Genomic DNA, 20,895 nt, shown 5'->3' on the forward strand with positions numbered 1-20,895 from the left:
CGTGCCTCCCCGGGCGCCCCGGCATAGGAGGGCAGCCACTGGCCCAGGCGGCTGATCGTGCGCGAGTGCCTGCCTCCTCCCGGTCGCCCGAGCCTGTGAATGCCTCCAACAGCCCGTTGCTCACGGGGAGTTAGGCATCGGTGGGTGCCTCCGCGGGTGCCCCGGCATTCGAGGGCAGCCACTGGCCCAGGCGGCTGATCGTGCGCAAGTGCCTGCCTTTTCCCGGTCGCCCGAGCCTGTGAATGCCTCCAACAGCCCGTCGCCCACGGGGAGTTAGGCATCGGCGCGTGCCTCCCCGGGCGCCCCGGCGTGCGAGGGCAGCGGCTGCTGGCCCAGGCGCCTGATCATGCGCGAGTGCCCGCTCCTGCCGGTGGGTCGAGGCCGTGAACGCCTCCAACGGCTCGTCGTCGATGCGTCGGCGTGCTCCGTGAGCAGCGCCTCCCCGGGCACCCCCGGGGGGCACCCGCCGGTCAACGCGGCTGCGTGCGCAGGTGCCCGCTCCTGCCCGTCGACCGCGCCCGTGAACGCCCCCGACGGCTCGCCGGCACCGGCTGACCCAGCCGCCCTCCATGACGGTCCGCACAAGGCGCACGCGCTGCTCCGAGGAGACCCCGGCGCTTGCGCGAGTTCGCCTCGCCCCGCGAGCAGATCGAGCACCGCGGCGACATGGGCCGCCGACCTCACCGCGGGGACGCCCGCGCGCTCCGGCGTTGGCCAATCGCGAGGTGATGTGTGCCCACCCATTGACCTTCGATGATCCCTACATCTAGCCTCCGTCCTCATATGTAGACGATGTCTTTGTATGAGGACCGAGTTCAGTGGGGTGACTCACCGGGGTACTCCGCCGAACTCTCCTCACCGCTCCGCCGGTTCAAGGGAGAACTGACACATGCCGCTCGTCGTGGTCGGGATCAGCGTCCTCGTCCTGCTTTTTCTGATGACGAAGCTGAGACTGAACGGCTTCGCCGCCCTCCTCCTGGTCGCCGTAGGTGTCGCCCTGGTCCAGGGGATAGCGCTGGAGGAGATACCGGACGTCCTGTCGGAGGGCATCGGGGGCCAGATCGGCGACACGATGCTCACCATCGGGCTCGGCGCCATGGTCGGCCGGGTGATGGGGGACTCCGGCGCCGCCCAACGGATCGCCGGCAGACTGCTCGACGTGTGCGGCCCGCGCTGGGTGCAGGTCGCCATGGTGCTGTCCGCGATGCTCATCGGCGTGACCATGTTCTACGAGGTCGCCTTCGTCATCATCGTGCCGGTCGCCTTCACCCTCGTCCGGGTCACCCGGGTCAACCTGCTCTGGGTCGGGCTGCCGATGTCGATCGCCCTGTCCACCATGCACAGCTTCCTGCCGCCCCATCCGGGCCCCACGGCCGTGGCGGCCACCTTCCACGCCTCTGTCGGACTGACCTTGTTCTACGGCCTGTTCATCGCCGTGCCGGTCGGCGCGTTCATCGCGCTGCTGTGGCCGCGCCTGCCGTTCGTCCGGCGGATGAACCCCGAGATCCCCAAGGGCCTGGTCAGCGAACGGGTCTTCGAGGAGGAGGAGATGCCCGGCATGGGCTGGTCGCTGGCGGTGGCCCTGCTGCCCGTCGTGCTGATCGCCGGTGCCGCGGTGACCGACCTGGCCACCTCGGGGGACAGCGCCGGACTGCACTTCGTCGCCTTCATCGGCTCCGCGCCCATCGCCCTGCTGCTCACGCTGCTCGTCGCCGTCTGGGTCTTCGGACCGCGCATGGGGCGCAGCCTGGCGGAGGTGAGCACCTCGTGCCGAGAGGCGGCCCAGGCCATGGCGATGATCCTGCTGGTCATCGGAGCGGGCGGTGCCTTCAAGAACGTCCTGGTCGAGGGCGGGATCTCCGACTACATCAAGGACGCGACCGACGGCTGGTCCATCTCCCCGATCATCCTGGCCTGGCTGATCGCCGCGATCCTGCGCGTGGCCCTCGGTTCCGCGACCGTCGCCGTCGTCACCGCCTCCGGCGTCGCACTGCCGCTGCTCGCGGGCGGCGGGGTCCACGCCGAGGTCATGGTGCTCGCCGTCTCCTGCGGGTCGATCGCCTTCTCGCACGTCAACGACCCGGGATTCTGGATGTTCAAGGAGTACTTCAACCTGTCCGTCATCGACGCGATCAAGGCACGCACCACGTACACGACGGTCCTCGCACTCCTGGGCCTCGGCGGTGTACTGGTCCTGGAACAGGTGCTGGACGCCCTGAACGTCTGACCTCCCCCTCGTCACTCGTCAGAAGGACACCGCCCCGCCATGAGTCAACCCGTCGTCACGAAGTTCTCCGTCCACCCCGTCGCCGGCCGGGACTCCATGCTCCTGAACCTCTCCGGTGCCCACGCCCCGTACTTCACCCGGAACGTCGTCGTCCTCGAGGACTCCGAGGGACGCACCGGCCTCGGCGAGGTGCCGGGCGGTGAGGGCATCACCCGGACCCTGCGCGACGCCGAGCCCCTGGTCGTCGGTGCTCGCGTCGGCGACTACAAGCGCGTCCTGCGCACCCTCCACGACACCTTCGCCGACCGCGACTCGGGCGGCCGCGGCTCCCAGACCTTCGATCTCCGTACGACCGTGCACGCGGTCACCGCCGTCGAGTCGGCGCTTCTGGACCTGCTCGGACAGCATCTCGACATCCCGGTCGCGGCCCTGCTCGGTGACGGCCAACAACGCGACGCGGTAAGGGTCCTGGGCTATCTCTTCTACGTCGGCGACCCGGACCGCACCGACCTCGGCTACGTCCGTGAGCCCGGTGCGAACGTCGAGTGGTACCGCGTCCGGCGCGAGGAGGCGCTGACCCCCGAGGCGATCGTCCGTCAGGCGGAAGCGGCTTACGACCACTACGGCTTCCGCGACTTCAAGCTCAAGGGCGGTGTGCTGCCCGGCAGCGAGGAGGTGAAGGCCGTACGCGCCCTCAAGGAGCGGTTCCCCGAGGCCCGGATCACCCTCGATCCGAACGGCGCGTGGTCCCTGCGGGCGGCGGTCGAGCTGTGCCGTCCGCTCGTCGGCACGCTCGCCTACGCCGAGGATCCGTGCGGTGCGGAAGGCGGTTACTCCGGCCGGGAGGTCCTCGCCGAGTTCCGCCGGGCCACCGGGCTGCCCACCGCCACCAACATGATCGCCACGGACTGGCGGCAGCTGACCCACGCCCTGGCCCTGCAGTCCGTGTCCATCCCGCTCGCCGACCCGCACTTCTGGACCATGCAGGGCTCGGTCCGGGTTGCCCAGCTGTGCCACGCCATGGGGCTGACCTGGGGCTGCCACTCCAACAACCACTTCGACATCTCGCTCGCGATGATGGCGCACTGCGGTGCCGCCGCCCCGGGCGAGTACAACGCCCTCGACACCCACTGGATCTGGCAGGAGGGCATGGAGCGGCTCACCGTCGAACCGCCGCGGATCAGCGGCGGCGAGGTCGCCGTCCCGGGCACCCCCGGCCTCGGCGTCCGGTTGGACCGCGACCGGCTCCGGGCCGCGGAGGAGTTGTACGAGGAGGTGGCCTCGGCGGGTCGTGACGATGCCGCCGGGATGCAGTACCTGATCAAGGACTGGACGTTCGACGCGAAGCGGCCGTGCTTGGTGCGCTGAGTTCCCTGTGGTCGAACTTGTTGACGTGAGCAAGTCAGATCATTAGCATCCGTGCCACTTGGAAAGCGCTTTCCGACTGTTCATGCCTCGACTTTCCCCCCACGGGATCCACTCCCCCCACAAGAGGACCCCCACATGAACCGACGAAAGACCGCAGTGGCAGCAGCGCTGGCCGCCCTGCTCCTGGCCGGCCCCGGCATCGCCCACGCCGCCCCGCCCGCCGCGACCGCACCCCACGAGCAGGTCGCGGCGGCCACCATCACCTGGACCCTGGAGCGGGCGAGCAACCCCACCGCGGACCAGCAGGCGGCGTACACCCTCATCACCTCGGCGATGAACGCCGCGGTGGCCCGCTACAACAACCTCAGCGATCTGGGGAAGTCCCTCACGGTCCGCTACGACCCGAGCGTGCCCACCGCGGACGGCAACATCAACGGAACCATCCGCTTCGGCGGCAACCGCAGTTACATGACCGAGCGGACCGCCCTGCACGAGATCGCCCACACCATCGGCGTGGGCACGAGCTCGGGCTGGTCCTCCCTGGGCGGCAGCGGCACCTGGACCGGTGCCCAGGCGACCGCTCTGGTCCGGCAGTTCGACGGTTCCTCGGTCAAGTTGAGTACCGGCGGCGGGCACTTCTGGCCCTACGGCCTGAACTACGAGAACGAGTTCTCCGGTACGGCGGCCGACCGCCACGTGCGGATCGTCGCCGCGATGGTGCGTGACGGTCTGTGAGCTGAGCGGTTGGTGTCCGGGGGCGAAAAACGTCCCCGGACACCGTGCTGGTGCGCAGGACCGGTCCCCGCGGGGAAGGGCCCTGTCGTCCGGCACCTCACCCGCGCCCACTGGAGGCTCCCTTGGACGCCCACGGCACCCACGACACTTCCCGGCCCGGCCCGCTCTCCCGGCGCAGATTCCTCCAGGCCGCCGGCGTGACCGCCACCGCCGTCGCGGCCGCCGGCCCACCCGCCTCGGCGGCCCCCTCCGACAAGGCCACGGCCACCCTCACCCTGACCGCTGTCACCGGCGGTTCCGCGACGCTCTCCCCGGCCGGTGACCGGCTCGTCGCCGAGGTGCAGAACGTGCTCTGGTCCCTTCCGCGCACCGGCGGCACCGCCCGCGCGCTCACCACGCCCGGCCTGGAACCCGCCCGGCCGCAGTTCTCGCCCGACGGCAGTCGGCTCGTCGTGTGCGCCTACCGTGGCGGCGGCTTCCACCTCTGGACCCTGCGGTCCGACGGCGGCGACGTACGACAGCTCACCGACGGGCCCTGGGACGACCGCGGCCCCGCCTGGTCGCCGGACGGCACCCGGATCGCGTTCGCCTCCGAGCGCGGCGGCGACACCGTCACCGGCAGCCCGTACCGCATCTGGGTCGTCGACGTGCGCTCCGGAGCGCTGACCCGGCTCACCGGGCACCCCGGACAGGAGGGCCCGGCGCAGGGCGGCGCCTGGGAGGACTTCGACCCCACCTGGTCGCCGGACGGCGAGCGCGTGCTGTTCGTCCGCGCGGCCGTCACCGCCTCGGGCGCCCTGCGCGCCGACACCGTCGCCTCGGTCGCCGCCGACGGCTCGGGGCCGGTCACCGTGGAGCACACCGACGACTCCGGCGCCCAGCTCATGACCCCGGCCGTCTCATCCGGCGGCACGCTCGCGTATCTGCGCACCACGCCCGCCCCCAGCGCCTCGTGCACCCTCGTCGTGGACCGCACGCCGGTCGCCGTCGACGGTGACGTGCTGCCCGCCCCGCCCCGCTGGACCGACGGCGAACGGCTCCTGCTCGCGGTGGACGGCCACTTCCGCCTCCTCGACCCCGGGGCGCCCGCGGCGGCGGAGGAGATCCCGTTCACGGCTCAGATGCCCGTGGAACGGCCCCGCTACCGGGGCAAGGCCTACGACTTCGAGGGCACCGGCATCCGGCGGGTGCGCGCCCTGCACCTGCCCGTGCTCTCGCCCGACGGCCGCAGCATCGCCTTCGCCGCACTCAACTCCCTGTGGACCGCCGGGACATCGGGCGGCCGCCCACCCCGGAAGATCCTCCACGTACCGCCCACCCGCTATGTGTCGGGGCCGATCTGGACACCCGACGGCACCGCCCTGCTGTACTGCGACGACCGCGACGGACTGTTCGCCGTACGGCGCCGCGACCTCGACTCCGGCGAGGAGACCGTGCTCGCCGACGGCGGCCGGGTCTTCCCCGCGCTCTCGCCCGACGGGACCCGGCTGGCCTGCCTGGACATGTCCGGCAACCTGATCGTGCGCGACCTGCCGGACGGCGGCGAACGCACCCTCGTCGCCCCGCTCGGCGCGGGCGGGCTGCCCGGCCGCCCCAGCTGGTCCCCGGACGGCCGGTATGTCGCCCTGTGCGATCGCAACCGGCTCAACCAGCGCTTCCGCGAGGGCTACAACCTCATCAGGGTCGTCGACACCACCACCGGCAGCGCCACCCTGCACGCCCTCGCCCCGCACACCTCCCTGTCCGACCGCTACGACTCGGGCCCGGTCTGGTCGCCGGACGGCCGCTGGATGGCCGTCGTCACCGAGTCCGCCCTGTGGCTGCTCCCGGTCCGCGCGGACGGCACCCCCGACGGGACGCCGCGCCGCCTCACCGCCGAGCCCGCCGACCACCCCTCGTGGTCCGCCGACGCCCGCACCCTGCTCTACCTCTCCGCAGGCACCCCGCGCCTCATCGACGTCCGCAGCGGCAAGGCCCGGACCGTCAAGGTGCCGATGAGCTACCGGCGCCCCCGCCCCGCCGACACCCTCGTGCACGCCGGCCGGTTCTGGGACGGCACCGGGGAGGACGTCCGTGAGGACATCGACCTCCTGATCCGTGACGGCCGTATCGCGGAGGTCTCCCCGCACCGTGCCGGACGGTCGGCCGCACGACGGGTCGACGCGAGCGGGCGCACCGTACTCCCGGGACTGTGGGACGCGCACACCCACCCCTGGCAGAGCACCTACGGCGGACGGCAGACCGCGCTCCAACTCGCCTACGGCATCACGACCGCCGTCTCCCTGGGCGGCTTCGCCTACGAGCAGGCCCGCATCCGCGAGGCGGTCGCCGCGGGCGCGCTCGCCGGGCCGCGGCTGCTGACCACCGGCGAACTGCTCGACGGAGCCCGCGTCGCCTACAGCATGGGCCGCGCCCACCGCACCCCCGAAGGGCTGCGCCGCTCACTGGCGCGTGCGGTGGCGCTGGACTGGGACTTCGTGAAGACGTACGTCCGCGCCCCGGGCTGGGTGATGAAGGAGGCCGCGGACTTCGCGCACGAGAGGCTCGGGGTGCGCAGCGGCAGCCACCTCTGTACGCCGGGCGTGCAGCTCGGGCAGGACCTGACGACCCATCTGCAGGCCACACAGCGGCTGGAGTTCGGGCATGCGACCACCGCCACCGGCCGCGCCCACCAGGACGTCCGGGAGATCTACACCGAGGCGGGCTTCCACCTGATCGCCACCCCGTTCACGGCGCTCGCCCTGCTGGGCGCGGACCCCGCGCTCGCCGAGGACCGCCGTGTCACCACGCTGATGCCGCCGTGGGACAGCGCGCTGGTCCGCCAACAGGCCGGGCTGCCACCCACGTCCCCCCAACTCGCCACGCTCGACCGGGAATTGGCCATCTATCGGCGGATCCTCGCCGAAGGCGGTCTCGTCGCGCTCGGCACCGACCAGCCCCTCGTGCCGGTCGGACTGCAGCTGCACCTCGCCCTGCGGGCGCTGCACCGCGGCGGCCTCTCGCCGGCCGAGACCCTGCGCACCGCCACCCTGCTGCCCGCCCGGGTCTTCGGCGCGGACGCGGACCTGGGCACCCTGGAGGAGGGCAAGCTCGCCGATCTCACCGTCGTGGACGGTGATCCCTTCACCGACTTCGACACTCTCATCCGCACGGTGGTGGTACTGCGCGGGGGTGTGCCCTTCGAGCAGGCGGACCTCGTGGACTCCTTCGGCTCCCTGCGGCGCTCCGACGCGTCACCTGGCGCGTCCTCCGACGCGGAATGGCTCGAGGTGGGCCGGCAGATGCGGCGTGAGGGGTGCTGCGATCCGGGGACCGAGCTGTGAAGGACCTGACTTGTCCGATTCCGGTGCGGCGCGCACCCTGGGTCTGTGAGGCACCTCACCGCGCGAATTGAGCAAGAATGGCCACTTTTGATCAAGGTAACGGTCACAGCGGGTGGTCATCCGATGTCGCGACGGTCACCCTCAGTCTGGACGGCGTGGTCACAGGGTGGAGCGAGGGCGCTCGACGACTGCTGGGGCACCGCGCCCCCGAGGTCGTAGGGCGCGCCGCGACCGATCTGCTCCACGGTGCGGCGGCTCCCGAGGCGACCGGGCTCTCCCTCACCGGCTCCCAGGAATGGCGGGGCGCGGCCGCACTACGGCATCGGGACGGTCACCGCGTCGAGACGACCCTGCACGCCCAGCCCTCACTGGACGCCGACGGCAGGGCCCGGTACTTCGTCGTGGCCCTCTTCCCGCACTCGGGGCCGCCCCTGGTGCAGTGGGCCTTCGACCAGTCCTCGATCGCGCTCTCGACCCACGCCACGGCGTCCGGCGCATGGCAACGGAACGCGGTCGCACAGGGCGGAGTCGAGGGCGCTGCCGAGACGGACGGCGAGCGGCAGGCAGCCGCCCTCGCCGACGACGGCTTTCTGCGGAGTGTGCGCCGGGTCGCCGACGAAGGCGCCCCGCTGCGCTACGAGTGTCTGGCCCCGGAGCCGTCCTGCGCCCCCGGGGCCACACCCGCCACCCCCCTCCTCACCACCACCCACCACCGCGCCTGGGTGATCGAGCTGTGGCCCGTCCGCGACCCCGGCACCGGTGAGGTCGTCGGGGTCGGCACCGCCGCCTTCGACAGCACCGACCAGCACGCGGCCCGGCAGCGGCTGGCACTGCTGCAGGAGGCCGGCGCCCGCATCGGCACCACCCTGAACGTGACCCGCACCGCCCAGGAGCTCGCCGACCTCGCCGTGCCCCGCCTCGCCGACTTCGTCAGCGTGGACCTCCTCGACTCCGTGCTGCGCGGCGACGAACCCGTACCGGGACCGGTCGACGCGGCCGTGGTGCTGCGCAGGGCCGCCCATCAGTCCACCGCCGAGGGGGAGGATGTGCCCGAGGCCGCCATCGACCTGGGGGACATGGACACCTACCCGCCGTTCTCACCGCCCGCTCGCTGCCTGGCCGACGGGAAACCGGTGCTCAGCGGCGTGGACGACCCCGATTTCGAGGCCTGGATCGCCGGGCACGAGACGCGGACCGCCCGGGTGGCGGAGTTCGGCTTCCACTCCGTCATGGCCACCCCGCTGCGCGCCCGCGGCATCACCCTCGGAGTGGCGGTCTTCACCCGGGTGAAAGGCTCCCCGCCCTTCGAACCGGACGACCTGCTCCTCGCCGAGGAGCTCGCCGGCCGGGCGGCGGTCGGCGTCGACAACGCCCGTCGCTACACCCGCGAACGCACCAACGCCCTCACCCTCCAGCGCAGCCTCCTGCCCCGGGACCTGCCCAGGCAGGCGGCCGTCGAGGTGGCGTACCGCTATCTGCCCGCCGGGACCGGCGCGGGCGTCGGCGGCGACTGGTTCGACGTGGTGCCGCTGTCCGGGACCCGGGTCGCCCTGGTCGTCGGGGACGTGGTCGGCCACGGCATCCACGCCTCCGCCACCATGGGCCGGCTGCGCACCGCCGTCCGCACCCTCGCCGACGTCGACCTGCCCCCGGACGAACTCCTCACCCACCTCGACGACCTGGTCACGCATCTCGCCACGGACAAGGAGGACATCGCCCCGGACGAGCCGTACCTCGTCAGCGGCGAGATCGGCGCGACCTGTCTCTACGCCGTCTACGACCCGGTGTCCCGGGTGTGCACCATCGCCAGCGCCGGTCACGTCCCGCCCGTCGTGCTGCTCCCCGACGGGACGGCCCGCGTGGTCGAGCTGACCCCCGGCCCGCTGCTCGGCGTCGGCGGGCTGCCCTTCGAGTGCACCGAGATCGAGCTGCCCGAGGGCAGTCTGCTGGCGTTCTGCACCGACGGCCTGGTCGAGACGCGCAACCGCGACGTGGGCCTGGGTCTCCAAGGGCTCTGCGAAGCGCTGTCCGGCCCCGCCACCTCGCTGGAGGCCACCTGCGACACCATTCTGAAGGCCCTGCTGCCCGCGAGCCCCTCCGACGACGTGGCGCTGCTCCTGGCCCGCACCCGTGCCCTGCACGCCGACCAGGTCGCCGCCTGGTCGCTGCCCTCCGACCCGTCGGTCGTGGCCGACGCCCGCGCCCAGGTAACCCGCCAGCTCAGGGCGTGGGGCCTGGAGGAGGCGGCGTTCGTCACGGAGCTGGTGGTGAGCGAGCTGGTCACCAACGCCATCCGCTACGGCGCCGTACCGATCGGCCTCAGGCTCATCCGCGACCGGACCCTGATCTGCGAGGTCTCCGACGCCAGCAACACCGCCCCGCATCTGCGCCGCGCCCGCACCTACGACGAGGGCGGTCGCGGGCTGCACATGGTCGCCCAGCTCACCCAGGGCTGGGGCACCCGCCAGACCCCCGCGGGCAAGACCATCTGGGCCGAACAGTCCCTCCCGGCCGGCTGACCATGGCAGCGCGACCAGCAACCGACGGCCCCCACCGTGGCACGCACACACTCGGGCTCCTCTACCCGCCCGCCGGCCGCCTGGGCGAGTACACCACCATGCAGCTCGCCTTCGTCGGCGGCGTGGCCGAGGCCGCCGCCGCGCAGGGCTACGACCTGCTGCTCGCCCCCGCCGGCGCCCATGACGACCCCTCGTTCCCCCGGATGGTCGACGACCGGCGGGTGGACGGCGTCATCGTCATGGAGATCCGCCGGGAGGACGACCGCGTCGAGTACCTGGCCGAGGCGGGTTTCCCGTTCGTGGCCATCGGCCGCAACCGCCGGGCCGACGCGGCCGGCTGGGTCGACCTGGACTTCGCCGGACTGGCCGGCGGCTGCGTCCAGCACCTCGCCGACCTCGGCCACCGCAGGATCGCCTTCGTCAACCGGTCCGAGCAGCTCTTCGACAGCGGCTACGGCTTCGCCCGGCTCGGGGACGAGGGCTACACCGAGGCGTTGAAGAAACTGCTGCTCACCCCGCACGCCTATCTGTGCGGCGACGACGTCGCCTCGGGGGAGGAGGTCGTGGAGCGGATCCTGAGCGACGACCCGGCGACGACCTCGCTGGTCACCATGAACGAAGCGGCCCTGGAGGGCGTCTACCGCGGACTCACCCGCAACGGCCGCAGCGTGCCGCGCGACTTCTCCGTCGTCGGCGTGGCGGCGAGCCCCTGGGCCGAACAGGTGAACCCGCCCCTGACGGCCGCCGAGATTCCCGCCAAGGAGATGACCCGGGTCGCCGTGGACCTGATGGTGCGGCGGCTGCGCGCACCGGACTCGCCTGCCCGGCACGTCCTGCTGAAGCCGCTGATCACCCTGCGCGGGAGCACGGGACGCTGCCGACCGGTGCCCGGCTCGGAACCCGAGTCCGATCTCCCCGACCTGCCCGATTTCCCCGATATCGACCTGGATTTCTGATACGTCGGTTTCTGTGCCCGATCATCGAACCTCTGGGAGCAGACCATGTCGTACCCCGTCGACCGCCGTGGCTTCCTGCGTGTCACCGGCGCGGCGGCGGCCACCGCCGCCCTCGGTCTGACCTCGTGCAGCTCCGGAGAGTCCGGACCGGTGACCCTGCGCTGGTGGGACTACTTCACCCTGGACAACTTCCAGCCCGGGATGAACCGCCTGATCAAGGACATCGAGGCCGGTGTCCCGGACGTCAGGATCGAGCGCCGCACCTTCCCCTTCGCCGAGCTGGAACGGCAGATCACCCTGGGCGCGATCTCCGGTGACCTCCCCGACCTCGCGATCGTCGACAACGTGGCCATGAACACCCTCGGCGGCAGCCGGCTCCTGGCCGACCTCACCGCCAGAGTCGAGAAGTGGGGCCAGGCCGACCAGTACTACAAGGGCCCGTGGGAGGGCTGCCAGGTCGGCGGCAAGACCCTCGGCATCCCCAACAACAGCAACTGCCTCGCCCTCTACTACAACACCCGCATGCTCAAGTCCGCCGGTGTCGAGCCCCCCACCACCTGGGACGAACTCGCCTCCACCGCCCAGAAACTGACCAGCGGCGACCGCTACGGCCTGGCCCTGAGCGCGATCAAGACCGAGGAAGGTGTCTTCCAGTTCCTGCCGTTCCTCTGGCAGGCGGGCGGCGACCTGGACACCTTCAGCACCTACGGCGCCACCGCGCTCACCTTCCTCGACGAGCTGATCGCCAAGGGCTCCCTGTCCGAGCAGTGCGTGGGCTGGACCCAGCAGGACGTCAACACCCGCTTCCTCAACCAGCGTGCCGCGATGCAGATCAACGGCCCCTGGCAGATCCCGACCCTGAAGAAGGCCGACTTCGACTGGAACGTCGTCGCCCTGCCCCGCGACAAGGAGGCCGCCACCTGCCTGGGCGGGGAGAACTGGGTCGTGATGGCGAACAGCAAGCACGTGGACAAGGCGTGGGAGGTGCTGCAGTACACACAGCGCCCCTCGGTCCTCGTCCCGTACCTGGTGTCCTTCGGCGAGCTGCCCGCCCGCAAGGACCTCGCCGGCCGGGGCAGCTGGGCCTCCGACCCGGCCCTCAGGCTCTTCCTCAGTCAGCTGCCCCTGGCCCGGCCACGCCAGTACGGCGCCCACTACGCCGAGGCCTCGCAGACCGTCGCGGAGGCGGAGCAGGCCGTCCTCACCGGGTCCGCGTCCCCGTCCGCCGCGGCCAGGACCGCGGCCGGAAAGATCGACAAGGCTCTGGGCGAGCAATGAGACAACCCCGCTCGCTCTCCGCGCACCGCCGCCGCACCGGCTACCTGTTCTGCCTGCCGGGCATGGCCTTCCTCGCCCTCTTCCTGGCGTACCCGCTCCTCTACACCGTGTGGACCTCGGTCCACGACGTCGACCTGGGCCAACTCCTCGGCGGGAACGCGCGGTTCAACGGACTGGACAACTACCGGACCGTGGCCGACGACCCGGCCTTCTGGCACTCGGTACGCCTCTCCCTGGTCTTCACCCTGGGCTCGCTGCTGCTCCAGTTCACGATCGGCTTCGCCCTGGCCCTGCTCTTCGCCCGCCCGTTCCCCCTGGGCGGCCTCCTGCGCTCCCTGCTGCTGGTCGCCTGGCTGCTGCCCCCGGTGGTCAGCGGCACCCTCTTCCGCTGGATGCTGGACGCCGAATCCGGCGCCTACAACGCCCTGTTGAAGCCGGCCGGTCTGTCCCACGACTGGCTCACCGACCCGTCCACCTCGATGGCGGGGGTCATCTTCGCCAACGTCTGGGTCGGCGTGCCCTTCAACATGCTGCTGCTCCTGGTCGGACTGCACACCATCGACCCGGAACTCCACGAGGCCGCCGCCATCGACGGAGCGAGCGCCTGGCAGCGCCTGCGCCACATCACCCTCCCGCTGATGCGGCCCGTCTCGGTGACCGTCCTCCTCCTCGGCCTCCTCTACACCTTCAAGGTCTTCGACCTCGTCTTCGTGATGACCGGCGGCGGCCCCGTCGACGCCACCCGCGTGCTCTCCCTCTACGTCTACGAGGTGTTCTTCACGTTCTTCCGGTTCGGCCAGGGAGCCGCGGCGGGCCTGCTGCTGCTCGTCGTACCCCTGCTGGCGGGTGCCTGGTACGTACGACGGCTGCGGCGCGAGGACGAGGCACCGGCGGGAGGTGCCGTATGAGACCACCGCGCCACCCCTGGCTGCTGACCGCGCTCGCCACGCTGATCACCGCCGTCTTCCTGCTCCCGGTGTACTGGATGGTGAAGACCGGCCTCACCCGCCCGGACCGCATCCAGACCCCCGACCCGCAGTGGGCGCCCACTCCCGTCACCGGCGAGAACTACTCCACGGCCCTGGGCTACGAGGGCCTGACCCGGGCCCTGCTCAACAGTCTCGTCATCTCCTGCGGGGTGGTCGCGCTCACCCTGCTGCTCGGCGTCCCGCTCGCCTACGCCCTCGCCCGGATCCGGCTGCGGGGCTCGGGCGCGATGGTGCTCGCGCTCCTCGTCGCCCAGCTCCCGCCCGCCATCGTGCTGGCGGCCCCGCTGTTCATCCTCGAACGCCGGGCCGGTCTCACCGACACCTACTTCGGCCTGATCGCCGCAGACACCACGCTCACGCTGCCCTTCACGGTGATCGTGTTGCGTCCCGTGATACGCAGCGTCGCTCCGGAGCTGGAGGAGTCGGCCCTGGTCGACGGCTGCGGACTGCCCGGTGTGCTGCTGCGGGTCGTGCTGCCGCTCATGGTGCCCGGTGTGGTCGCGGCGGCCGGGCTGTCCTTCCTGATCGGCTGGGGCGAGTTCCTGTTCGGGCTCACACTCGCCGAGGACCCCGACGTCCAGCCCGTCACCGTCCTGCTGAACGCCTTCATCGGGCAGCACGGGACGTCGTGGGGCGCCCTGATGGCCACCGCCACCCTCATCAGCATCCCGGTGGTCTGCGTCTTCGCCGTCTTCCAGCGCTTCATCGTCGGCGGGCTCACCACGGGCAGCGTGAGGGGCTGAACGCCATGCATCCACGCGACCGCACGCCCTGGGTGGCACCGCCTCCACCCCTGGTCCCGGCCCTGCTGGATCCCTTGGCCGGTGCCTGCGTCGCCGTCGCCGACACGGACGGCGTGACCCTCGACGTACGCACGGCGGCCGGACGTACGGGCACGCTCCGCCTGCGTCCCGCGACGGGCAACTCCCTGCGGATCACCCTGCGATTGGACGGCGTACCCACGACACCCAGGGTCTCCGTCGTCACCGCGCCCGCGACCACCGGCTGCCTGGTCGAGCGGTCACCGGACACACTCACCCTCCGACTCGACGCCCTGCGTCTGGACATCCATCTCTCGCCCCTGGCACTCGAACTGACCGACCCTCACCTCCGGCAGGCGACCGACGTGAGCGACCCGAGCGGCCGCAGGACCGTCCTGCCGCTCGGCGTCACCGAACTCGCCGACGGTCAACCGGCCTACCACGACAGCTGGTTCACCGAACCCGACGAGCACTTCTACGGCCTCGGCGAACGCTTCACCGGCCCCGACCTGCGCGGCCAACGCGTCGACTGCTGGGTCGAGGACGCCCAGGGCTCGACCGGCACCCGCTCCTACAAGGCCGTCCCGTTCCTGCTCTCCAGCCGGGGCTACGCCGTCCTCGTGGACACCACCGCCGCGGCCTCCTTCGACCTCGCCCACCACAACACCGGCGCCTGGTCGCTCACCGTCCCCGACGAGGAACTCGACTACTACCTGATCACCGGCACCCCCGGCGAGTGCCTGCGCACCTACCGCGACCTGACCGGCCCCGCCCTGCTGCCCCCGCAGTGGGCCTTCGGTCCCTGGATCTCCGGCGGATTCTGCCGGGACAGCGCGCGGGAGGTACGCGAGCGGGCCCGCCGTATCCGCGAACTCGGCTTCCCCTGCGACGTGTTGCACATCGACACCTACTGGCAGCGACCCGGCTGCTGGTCGGACATGGAGTGGGACGCCGAGGCGTTCCCGGACCCCCAGGGGCTGGTGGCCGACCTGGCCGGACAGGGCTTTCACGTCTCGCTCTGGATGAACCCGTACCTCAGTGTCGACAGCCCGCACTTCGCCGAGGCCGACAACAACGGCTGGTTCCTGCACACCGCCTCGGGCGGTACGTGGATCGGGCAGGTCTGGGGCGGCGCGCACCCCGACTCGGCCGTCCTCGACCTGACGCACCCAGGCGCCGCCGACTGGCTCCGGGGCCGGGTCCGAAGGGTACTGGCCACCGGGGTGTCGGTCCTGAAGACCGACTTCGGTGAGGCGGTCCCCGTGGCGGCGGTGGCGTACAACGGCATGACGGGCGACCGACTGCACAACCTCTACCCCCTCCTCTTCAACGACCTGGTCGCCGAGGTCACCCGGGAGGTCGCGGGCCACGGCCTGACCTGGGGCCGCTCCACCTGGACCGGCGGCCAGCGACACGGCGCCAAGTGGACCGGCGACCCCGACGCGAGCTGGCAGGACCTGGCCTCCACCCTGCGCGCGGGCCTCTCGCTCTCCTTCTCCGGTCACCCCTTCTGGAGTCATGACATCGGCGGCTTCCACGGCACACCGGACCCCGAACTCTTCGCCCGCTGGGCCCAGTTCGGTCTGATGTCGCCTCTCAGCCGGTTCCACGGCATGACCTCCCGGCTGCCCTGGGACTTCGGCGAGGAGGCGTACGCGGCCGTCCTGCACGCGGCCCGGTTGCGCAGGAGTCTGCTGCCGTACCTCCACTCGGCCGCCGCCGACGCGGTCCGCACCGGTGAGCCGCTCGCCCGCCCCATGGCCCTGGACCACCCGGACCGCCCGGACGCCCACGCGGCCGACCTGCAGTACCTGCTGGGCCCGGATCTGCTGGTCGCCCCGCTGTACGCGCCGGGTGGGCGGAGACAGGTGTGGTTCCCGCCGGGGGAGTGGCTGCCGTACGCGGGCTCCGGCGGGCCGATCGCCGGTCCCGCCTGGCGCCGGGTCCGGATCCCCCTCACCGCCGCCCCGCTCTGGCTGCGGGCCGGGGCGCACGTTCTGTGAGCGGGGGGTCGCGCACCGCCCAGTGCTGTGCGCCGACTGTCCGGGGTGCTGCGGAGGTGGGACTCTGGGACGGGAGTGGTATCCGCCGAGGGGACTCGGGAGGGCCCGATGGGACGTGACGTGCCGGCTCTGGTGTTCACGCGGGAGGACCGCCGACGGTACCGGGACAAGATGCACACCTGCCTCGACGTCCTCGCGCAGATGCTGCGCGAGTCCGGCTTCGAGAGCGAGCGGCCGCAGGTCGGGCTGGAGATCGAGCTCAACCTGGTGGGCGAGGACGGGCTTCCGGCGATGCGGAACACCGAGGTGCTCCACGCGATCGCCGACCCCGCCTGGTCGACCGAGCTGGGCCGGTTCAACCTGGAGATCAACATCCCGCCCCGCCGTCTGCTGTCGGGCGGCCCCGGCTCCTGGGAGCAGGAGATCCGCGACGCCCTCAACCACGCCGAGGAACGCGCCTCGGCGGTCGGCGCGCACCTGATCATGGTGGGCATCCTGCCGACGCTGGGCGAGGCGGACGTCGGCGAGACCGCACTGTCCGGCGATCCGCGCTACCGGCTGCTCAACGAGCAGATCTTCGCGGCGCGCGGCGAGGACCTGCGCATCAAGGTGGACGGCGTGGACCGCCTCGCGATGTACGCCGACGCCATCACCCCCGAGGCCGCCTGCACCAGCACGCAGTTCCATCTCCAGGTCGCCCCCAAGGAGTTCGCGGACTACTGGAACGCGGCCCAGGCCGTCGCGGGCGTGCAGATCGCGCTGGCGGCCAACTCGCCGTTCCTCTTCGGCAGGGAGCTGTGGCGCGAGACCCGCATCCCGCTCTTCGAGCAGGCCACCGACACCCGCCCCCAGGAGATCAAGGCACAAGGCGTACGGCCCCGGGTGTGGTTCGGCGAGCGCTGGATCACCAGCGTCTTCGACCTGTTCGAGGAGAACGTGCGCTATTTCCCCGCACTCCTGCCGATCTGCGACGACGAGGACCCGCAGGAGGTACTGGACGGCGGCGGGGTCCCGGAACTCGGCGAACTGACCCTGCACAACGGCACGATCTACCGCTGGAACCGCCCGATCTACGCCGTCACCGACAGCGGCCCGCACCTGCGCATCGAGAACCGGGTGCTGCCCGCCGGACCCACGGTGGCCGACATCATCGCCAACGGCGCCTTCTACTACGGCCTGACCCGCGCCCTGGTCGACGAGGACCGGCCGGTGTGGACGCGGATGTCCTTCTCGGTCGCCGAGGAGAACCTGCACACCGCCGCCCGTGACGGCATCGACGCCCGCCTGTACTGGCCGGGAGTGGGCGAAGTGCCGGTCACGGAACTGGTGTTGCGGCGGCTGCTGCCCCTCGCCCACCGGGGGCTGGAGCTGGCCGGCATGGACGCGGAGTGGCGTGAGCCCCTGCTCGGCGTCATCGAGCAGCGGTGCGTCACCGCCCGCAACGGCGCCCTGTGGCAGGCGGAGACGGTCCACCATCTGGAGAAGGCGGGCTGTGACCGCCAGGAGGCGCTGCGGCGGATGACGACGACGTACATGGACTACATGCACCTCAACGCACCCGCGCACACCTGGCCCGTGGACTGATCAGCGCCACTTCTCCGACGGCGTCAACGGCACCGGCGCGGGGCGCTCCACCGACGTCGACAGCTCGATCCGCCGCCCCTCGGCCGACGAACGCAGCAGCGCGGTCATCGTCTCCAGGACGTGCAGGCCCAGTTCACCGCTCGCGCGCGGCGCCCTGTGCCCGTCCGCGGCGGCGAAGTCGAGCAGTCCGACGCCCCGCGCGGCACCGACGTATCCGGCCGAGGGCGGGAGGGTGCGCCACTGGGACCCGCCGAGTTCGAGGAGCCGTACCTCGCCGTCGAAGTGGTTCGGGTCCGGGACCACGAGAGTGCCCGTCTCGCCGTGGACCTCGATCGGCGCGGCCGTGGCGGCGACGCCGTCGAAGCTCGTCGTGATCGTCGTCAGGACCCCGCCCTCGTGTTCGAGGACCCCGGAGACATGGCTGTCCACCTCGACCGGGATCCGCTCGCCCGCCCGGGGGCCGGACCCGATCACCCGCTCGGTGCGCAGCCGGCTGGACGCCCCGATCACGGCCCGCACCGGCCCCAGCAGATGCACCAGGGAGGACAGGTAGTACGGCCCCATGTCCAGCAGGGGGCCGCCACCGGCCGTGTAGTAGAAGTCCGGGTGCGGATGCCAGCGTTCGTGGCCCGGGGTGACCATGACGGCCGAGGCGAACAGGGGGCGGCCGACGGTTCCGGCCTCCACCGCCGCCCGTGCCGTCTGGACGCCGGTGCCGAGGACGGTGTCCGGCGCGCATCCCACCCCGACCGCCGCCTTCGCCGCGGCCTCCAGCACGGCACGGGCGTCGGCGAGTCGGGCGGCCAGCGGTTTCTCGCCGTAGACGTGCTTGCCGTGGCCGATGGCTCCGAGGGCGATCTCGGCGTGCGCGGCGGGGACGGTGAGGTTCAGCACCGTGTCGACGTCCGGGCTGCTGAGCAGTTCCTCGACGGACAGCGCCTGCACTCCGGGCAGTTCGGCGGCGACGGCGGCCGAGCGGGAGGCGTCCAGGTCGGCGACCGCGGTGACGCGTACGGCGGAGTGGCCGACGAGCGTGTCCAGATAGGCGCGGGAGATGACGCCGAGCCCTATGACACCTATGCGGTGCGCGTCGCCCACAACATGCCCCTCTCGATGACGGTACGGACGTCGCGGTTCTCCAGGACGTCGAGGCTGTGCCCGGGAGTCGTCACCACGACCCGTCCGGCACCCCACTGACGGGTCCAGACCGCCGGGGAGGTGACCGGGCGGTGCCAGGGCTGCCACGGCTGTGCCGGATGGGTGGTGGTGGCGAGGACGTCGATCAGGTCGTCGTGGAGCACCCAGTACTGCTCGGTGTTCAGCTCGAAGTCATCGAGGCCCGCGGTGACGGGGTGCTCGCGGCCGAGCTCGGTGAGGGTGACGGTGTACGGCAGGAAGTTGTCCTCCTCGCCGCCCCGCCGTTCGCACGGTTCCTTGCCCGGATGGGTCACGAACTGGCCGCCCACCAGGTGGAGGTAGTCGGAAGAGGCGCGGAACGAGTCGGCGATCCCGCCGTGCCAGCCGGTGAGGCCGGTGCCGGCGGCGACGGCCGCGCTGAGCCCCGACACCTGCTCCGCGGTGATCTCGGACATGGTCACGCACTGCACGACGAGGTCGGTGGCGGCCATCTCGGCGGTGTCGGCGTAGACGTCGGTCGACTCCTCGATCCGCACGTCGTAGCCGTTGCCCTCCAGGAAGGGCAGGAACAGCTCCGTGGCCTTGACCGGCTGGTGTCCCTCCCAACCGCCGCGGACCACAAGGGCTTTCTTACGTGTCATCTTCTTCCTTCGTGAGGCAGGAAAGGGCTCCTGGGGAGTTCCCCCGCACGGGCCCGGGGAAATCCCCGTTCCGGGGGCCAGGATTTCGACAACCTCGGTATTGGTATGGACCTGTCAATCGCGGGCGGCTAGGCTCTGCCGAGCCACACCACTGAGAGCGCTCTCAGAGAACTCTGCTGTTCCACCCCCACCCCGTTGGAACGACGAAGGGCAATCTCCATGAGACGCAGCCGAATCATGCGCGCGGGCCTGGCCGTGCTGGTCCTGCTCGGTGTCGGAGCGACCGCGGGCACGGTCCCCGCGGCCGCCGACGACAAGCAGCCCGCCTCGGCCGGACTCCTCACGGCGATGCAGCGGGACTTCCACCTCACGAAGACCCAGGCCGAGGCGAGGCTCGCCGCCGAGCGACGAGCCACGGCTCTGGAACCCAAGGTCCGCCGGGCCGCGGGCAGTTCGTACGGCGGCTCCTGGTTCGACGCCGCCCAGGGCACGCTGACCGTCGCCGTCACCCCCGACGCCTCCACCGCCGCCCTGCGCGACATACGCGCGGCCGGCGCCACGGTCCGCACCGCCGCCCACAGCGCCCGGGAACTCTCCGCCACCCAGGCCCGGATCGACAAACTCCCCGCACCGGACGCCGTCAGCAGCTGGCACGTCGACCCGAAGGCCGGCGCGGTGGTGGTGAACGTCGTCAGCGGCCGGCAGGGTGACAACGATGTCCGGACGTTCGTCGCCCGCGCCCGCAAGGCAGGCCCCGTCACCGTGCGGGAGGTGGCCGCCGCGCCGACCACCTTCGCCGCGGGAACCGTCGGAGGCGACCCCTACTACACCGGCAACGTCCGCTGTTCCATCGGCTTCTCGGTCTACGGCGGCTTCATCACCGCCGGCCACTGCGACCAGCACACCGGCAGCGTCTACGGCTGGGACCGCAGCTACGTCGGCAACTTCCAGGGCTCGTCCTTCCCCGACAACGACTACGCCTGGGTCAACGTCGGCAGCGGCTGGTGGACCGTCCCGGTCGTGCTCGGCTGGGGCACCGTCTCCGACCAGCTCGTGCGCGGCTCCAACGTGGCACCCGTCGGCTCCTCGATCTGCCGCTCGGGCTCGACGACCCACTGGCACTGCGGCACGGTCCTCGCCATGAACGAGACCGTCAACTACAGCCAGGGCGCGGTGTACCAGATGACCAAGACCAGCGTCTGCGCCGAACCCGGCGACTCCGGAGGCTCCTTCATCAGCGGCGACCAGGCCCAGGGCGTCACCTCCGGCGGCTGGGGCAACTGCGCCGGCGGCGGCGAGACCTGGTTCCAGCCCGTCAACGAGATCCTCAACCGGTACGGCCTGACCCTGCACACCGCCTGAGTGCCCGGGTGG

General features: G+C 71.7%; 14 protein-coding genes. 12 read left to right on the forward strand and 2 right to left on the reverse strand.

The genetic code is table 11. The annotated features are described in order from the left end of the window. The first annotated feature begins 889 nt into the window (after window positions 1-889). The 11 genes from ACIRP7_RS31665 to ACIRP7_RS31715 all read left to right on the forward strand — a co-directional run bounded on the left by ACIRP7_RS31665 (window position 890) and on the right by ACIRP7_RS31715 (window position 17,743). Complete coding sequence (locus ACIRP7_RS31665; RefSeq protein ID WP_403666143.1) at window positions 890-2,227, forward strand: gluconate:H+ symporter; 1,338 nt, start codon at window positions 890-892, stop codon at window positions 2,225-2,227. A gap of 39 nt (window positions 2,228-2,266) precedes the next feature. Next, a complete protein-coding gene (locus ACIRP7_RS31670) occupies window positions 2,267-3,595 on the forward strand; it encodes an enolase C-terminal domain-like protein (protein WP_403666145.1) in 1,329 nt (442 codons plus the stop codon). A 135-nt stretch (window positions 3,596-3,730) separates the two neighbouring features. Further along, a complete protein-coding gene (locus tag ACIRP7_RS31675; RefSeq protein WP_403666147.1) occupies window positions 3,731-4,330 on the forward strand; it encodes a hypothetical protein in 600 nt (199 codons plus the stop codon). 122 nt (window positions 4,331-4,452) lie between these two features. Beyond that, entirely contained in the window at window positions 4,453-7,653 is a 3,201-nt protein-coding gene (locus ACIRP7_RS31680; protein ID WP_403666149.1) for an amidohydrolase family protein, read from the forward strand. A 77-nt stretch (window positions 7,654-7,730) separates the two neighbouring features. Beyond that, entirely contained in the window at window positions 7,731-10,172 is a 2,442-nt protein-coding gene (locus ACIRP7_RS31685; protein ID WP_403666151.1) for a SpoIIE family protein phosphatase, read from the forward strand. A gap of 2 nt (window positions 10,173-10,174) precedes the next feature. Beyond that, on the forward strand, window positions 10,175-11,128 hold the full coding sequence (locus ACIRP7_RS31690) for a LacI family DNA-binding transcriptional regulator (protein ID WP_403666153.1): 954 nt from the start codon (window positions 10,175-10,177) through the stop codon (window positions 11,126-11,128). A gap of 45 nt (window positions 11,129-11,173) precedes the next feature. Then, window positions 11,174-12,406, forward strand: coding sequence for an ABC transporter substrate-binding protein (locus ACIRP7_RS31695; protein ID WP_403666155.1), 1,233 nt, complete (start codon window positions 11,174-11,176; stop codon window positions 12,404-12,406). Continuing rightward, window positions 12,403-13,314 carry a carbohydrate ABC transporter permease gene (locus tag ACIRP7_RS31700; RefSeq protein ID WP_403666157.1) on the forward strand — a complete coding sequence of 304 codons (912 nt, stop codon included), beginning with the start codon at window positions 12,403-12,405 and terminating at the stop codon, window positions 13,312-13,314. Before ACIRP7_RS31695 ends, ACIRP7_RS31700 begins: the two co-directional genes overlap by 4 nt. Next, window positions 13,311-14,138, forward strand: a complete 828-nt coding sequence (locus ACIRP7_RS31705) for a carbohydrate ABC transporter permease (RefSeq protein WP_403666159.1) — start codon at window positions 13,311-13,313, stop codon at window positions 14,136-14,138. The genes ACIRP7_RS31700 and ACIRP7_RS31705 overlap by 4 nt, the downstream gene beginning before the upstream one ends. A 5-nt stretch (window positions 14,139-14,143) precedes the next feature. Further along, entirely contained in the window at window positions 14,144-16,159 is a 2,016-nt protein-coding gene (locus ACIRP7_RS31710; protein WP_403666161.1) for a TIM-barrel domain-containing protein, read from the forward strand. Window positions 16,160-16,267: 108 nt separating this feature from the next. Further along, entirely contained in the window at window positions 16,268-17,743 is a 1,476-nt protein-coding gene (locus ACIRP7_RS31715; protein WP_403666163.1) for a glutamate--cysteine ligase, read from the forward strand. Here the strand turns inward: ACIRP7_RS31715 and ACIRP7_RS31720 are convergent, their stop codons facing one another. Next, window positions 17,744-18,841: a Gfo/Idh/MocA family protein gene (locus tag ACIRP7_RS31720; protein ID WP_403666165.1), complete on the reverse strand. Its 1,098-nt coding sequence runs from the start codon at window positions 18,839-18,841 to the stop codon at window positions 17,744-17,746. Then, entirely contained in the window at window positions 18,820-19,521 is a 702-nt protein-coding gene (locus ACIRP7_RS31725; protein WP_403666167.1) for a ThuA domain-containing protein, read from the reverse strand. Before ACIRP7_RS31725 ends, ACIRP7_RS31720 begins: the two co-directional genes overlap by 22 nt. Window positions 19,522-19,740: 219 nt before the next feature. Between ACIRP7_RS31725 and ACIRP7_RS31730 the strand changes: the two genes are divergently transcribed. Next, on the forward strand, window positions 19,741-20,883 hold the full coding sequence (locus ACIRP7_RS31730; protein WP_403666169.1) for a S1 family peptidase: 1,143 nt from the start codon (window positions 19,741-19,743) through the stop codon (window positions 20,881-20,883). Window positions 20,884-20,895: the final 12 nt, after the last annotated feature.

The sequence above is a fragment of the Streptomyces sp. NPDC102270 genome (genome assembly GCF_044766405.1).
In the GTDB taxonomy this organism is placed as follows: Bacteria; Actinomycetota; Actinomycetes; order Streptomycetales; family Streptomycetaceae; genus Streptomyces.

Bases quoted from the DNA above. Each gene is read 5' to 3' on its own strand.
- ACIRP7_RS31690 (WP_403666153.1), top strand. From the start codon at position 10,175: ATGGCAGCGCGACCAGCAACCGACGGCCCCCACCGTGGCACGCACACA.
- ACIRP7_RS31685 (WP_403666151.1), top strand. From the start codon at position 7,731: ATGGCCACTTTTGATCAAGGTAACGGTCACAGCGGGTGGTCATCCGAT.
- ACIRP7_RS31730 (WP_403666169.1), top strand. From the start codon at position 19,741: ATGAGACGCAGCCGAATCATGCGCGCGGGCCTGGCCGTGCTGGTCCTG.
- ACIRP7_RS31725 (WP_403666167.1), bottom strand. From the start codon at position 19,521: ATGACACGTAAGAAAGCCCTTGTGGTCCGCGGCGGTTGGGAGGGACAC.
- ACIRP7_RS31715 (WP_403666163.1), top strand. From the start codon at position 16,268: ATGGGACGTGACGTGCCGGCTCTGGTGTTCACGCGGGAGGACCGCCGA.
- ACIRP7_RS31705 (WP_403666159.1), top strand. From the start codon at position 13,311: ATGAGACCACCGCGCCACCCCTGGCTGCTGACCGCGCTCGCCACGCTG.
- ACIRP7_RS31670 (WP_403666145.1), top strand. From the start codon at position 2,267: ATGAGTCAACCCGTCGTCACGAAGTTCTCCGTCCACCCCGTCGCCGGC.
- ACIRP7_RS31675 (WP_403666147.1), top strand. From the start codon at position 3,731: ATGAACCGACGAAAGACCGCAGTGGCAGCAGCGCTGGCCGCCCTGCTC.
- ACIRP7_RS31710 (WP_403666161.1), top strand. From the start codon at position 14,144: ATGCATCCACGCGACCGCACGCCCTGGGTGGCACCGCCTCCACCCCTG.
- ACIRP7_RS31695 (WP_403666155.1), top strand. From the start codon at position 11,174: ATGTCGTACCCCGTCGACCGCCGTGGCTTCCTGCGTGTCACCGGCGCG.
- ACIRP7_RS31665 (WP_403666143.1), top strand. From the start codon at position 890: ATGCCGCTCGTCGTGGTCGGGATCAGCGTCCTCGTCCTGCTTTTTCTG.
- ACIRP7_RS31700 (WP_403666157.1), top strand. From the start codon at position 12,403: ATGAGACAACCCCGCTCGCTCTCCGCGCACCGCCGCCGCACCGGCTAC.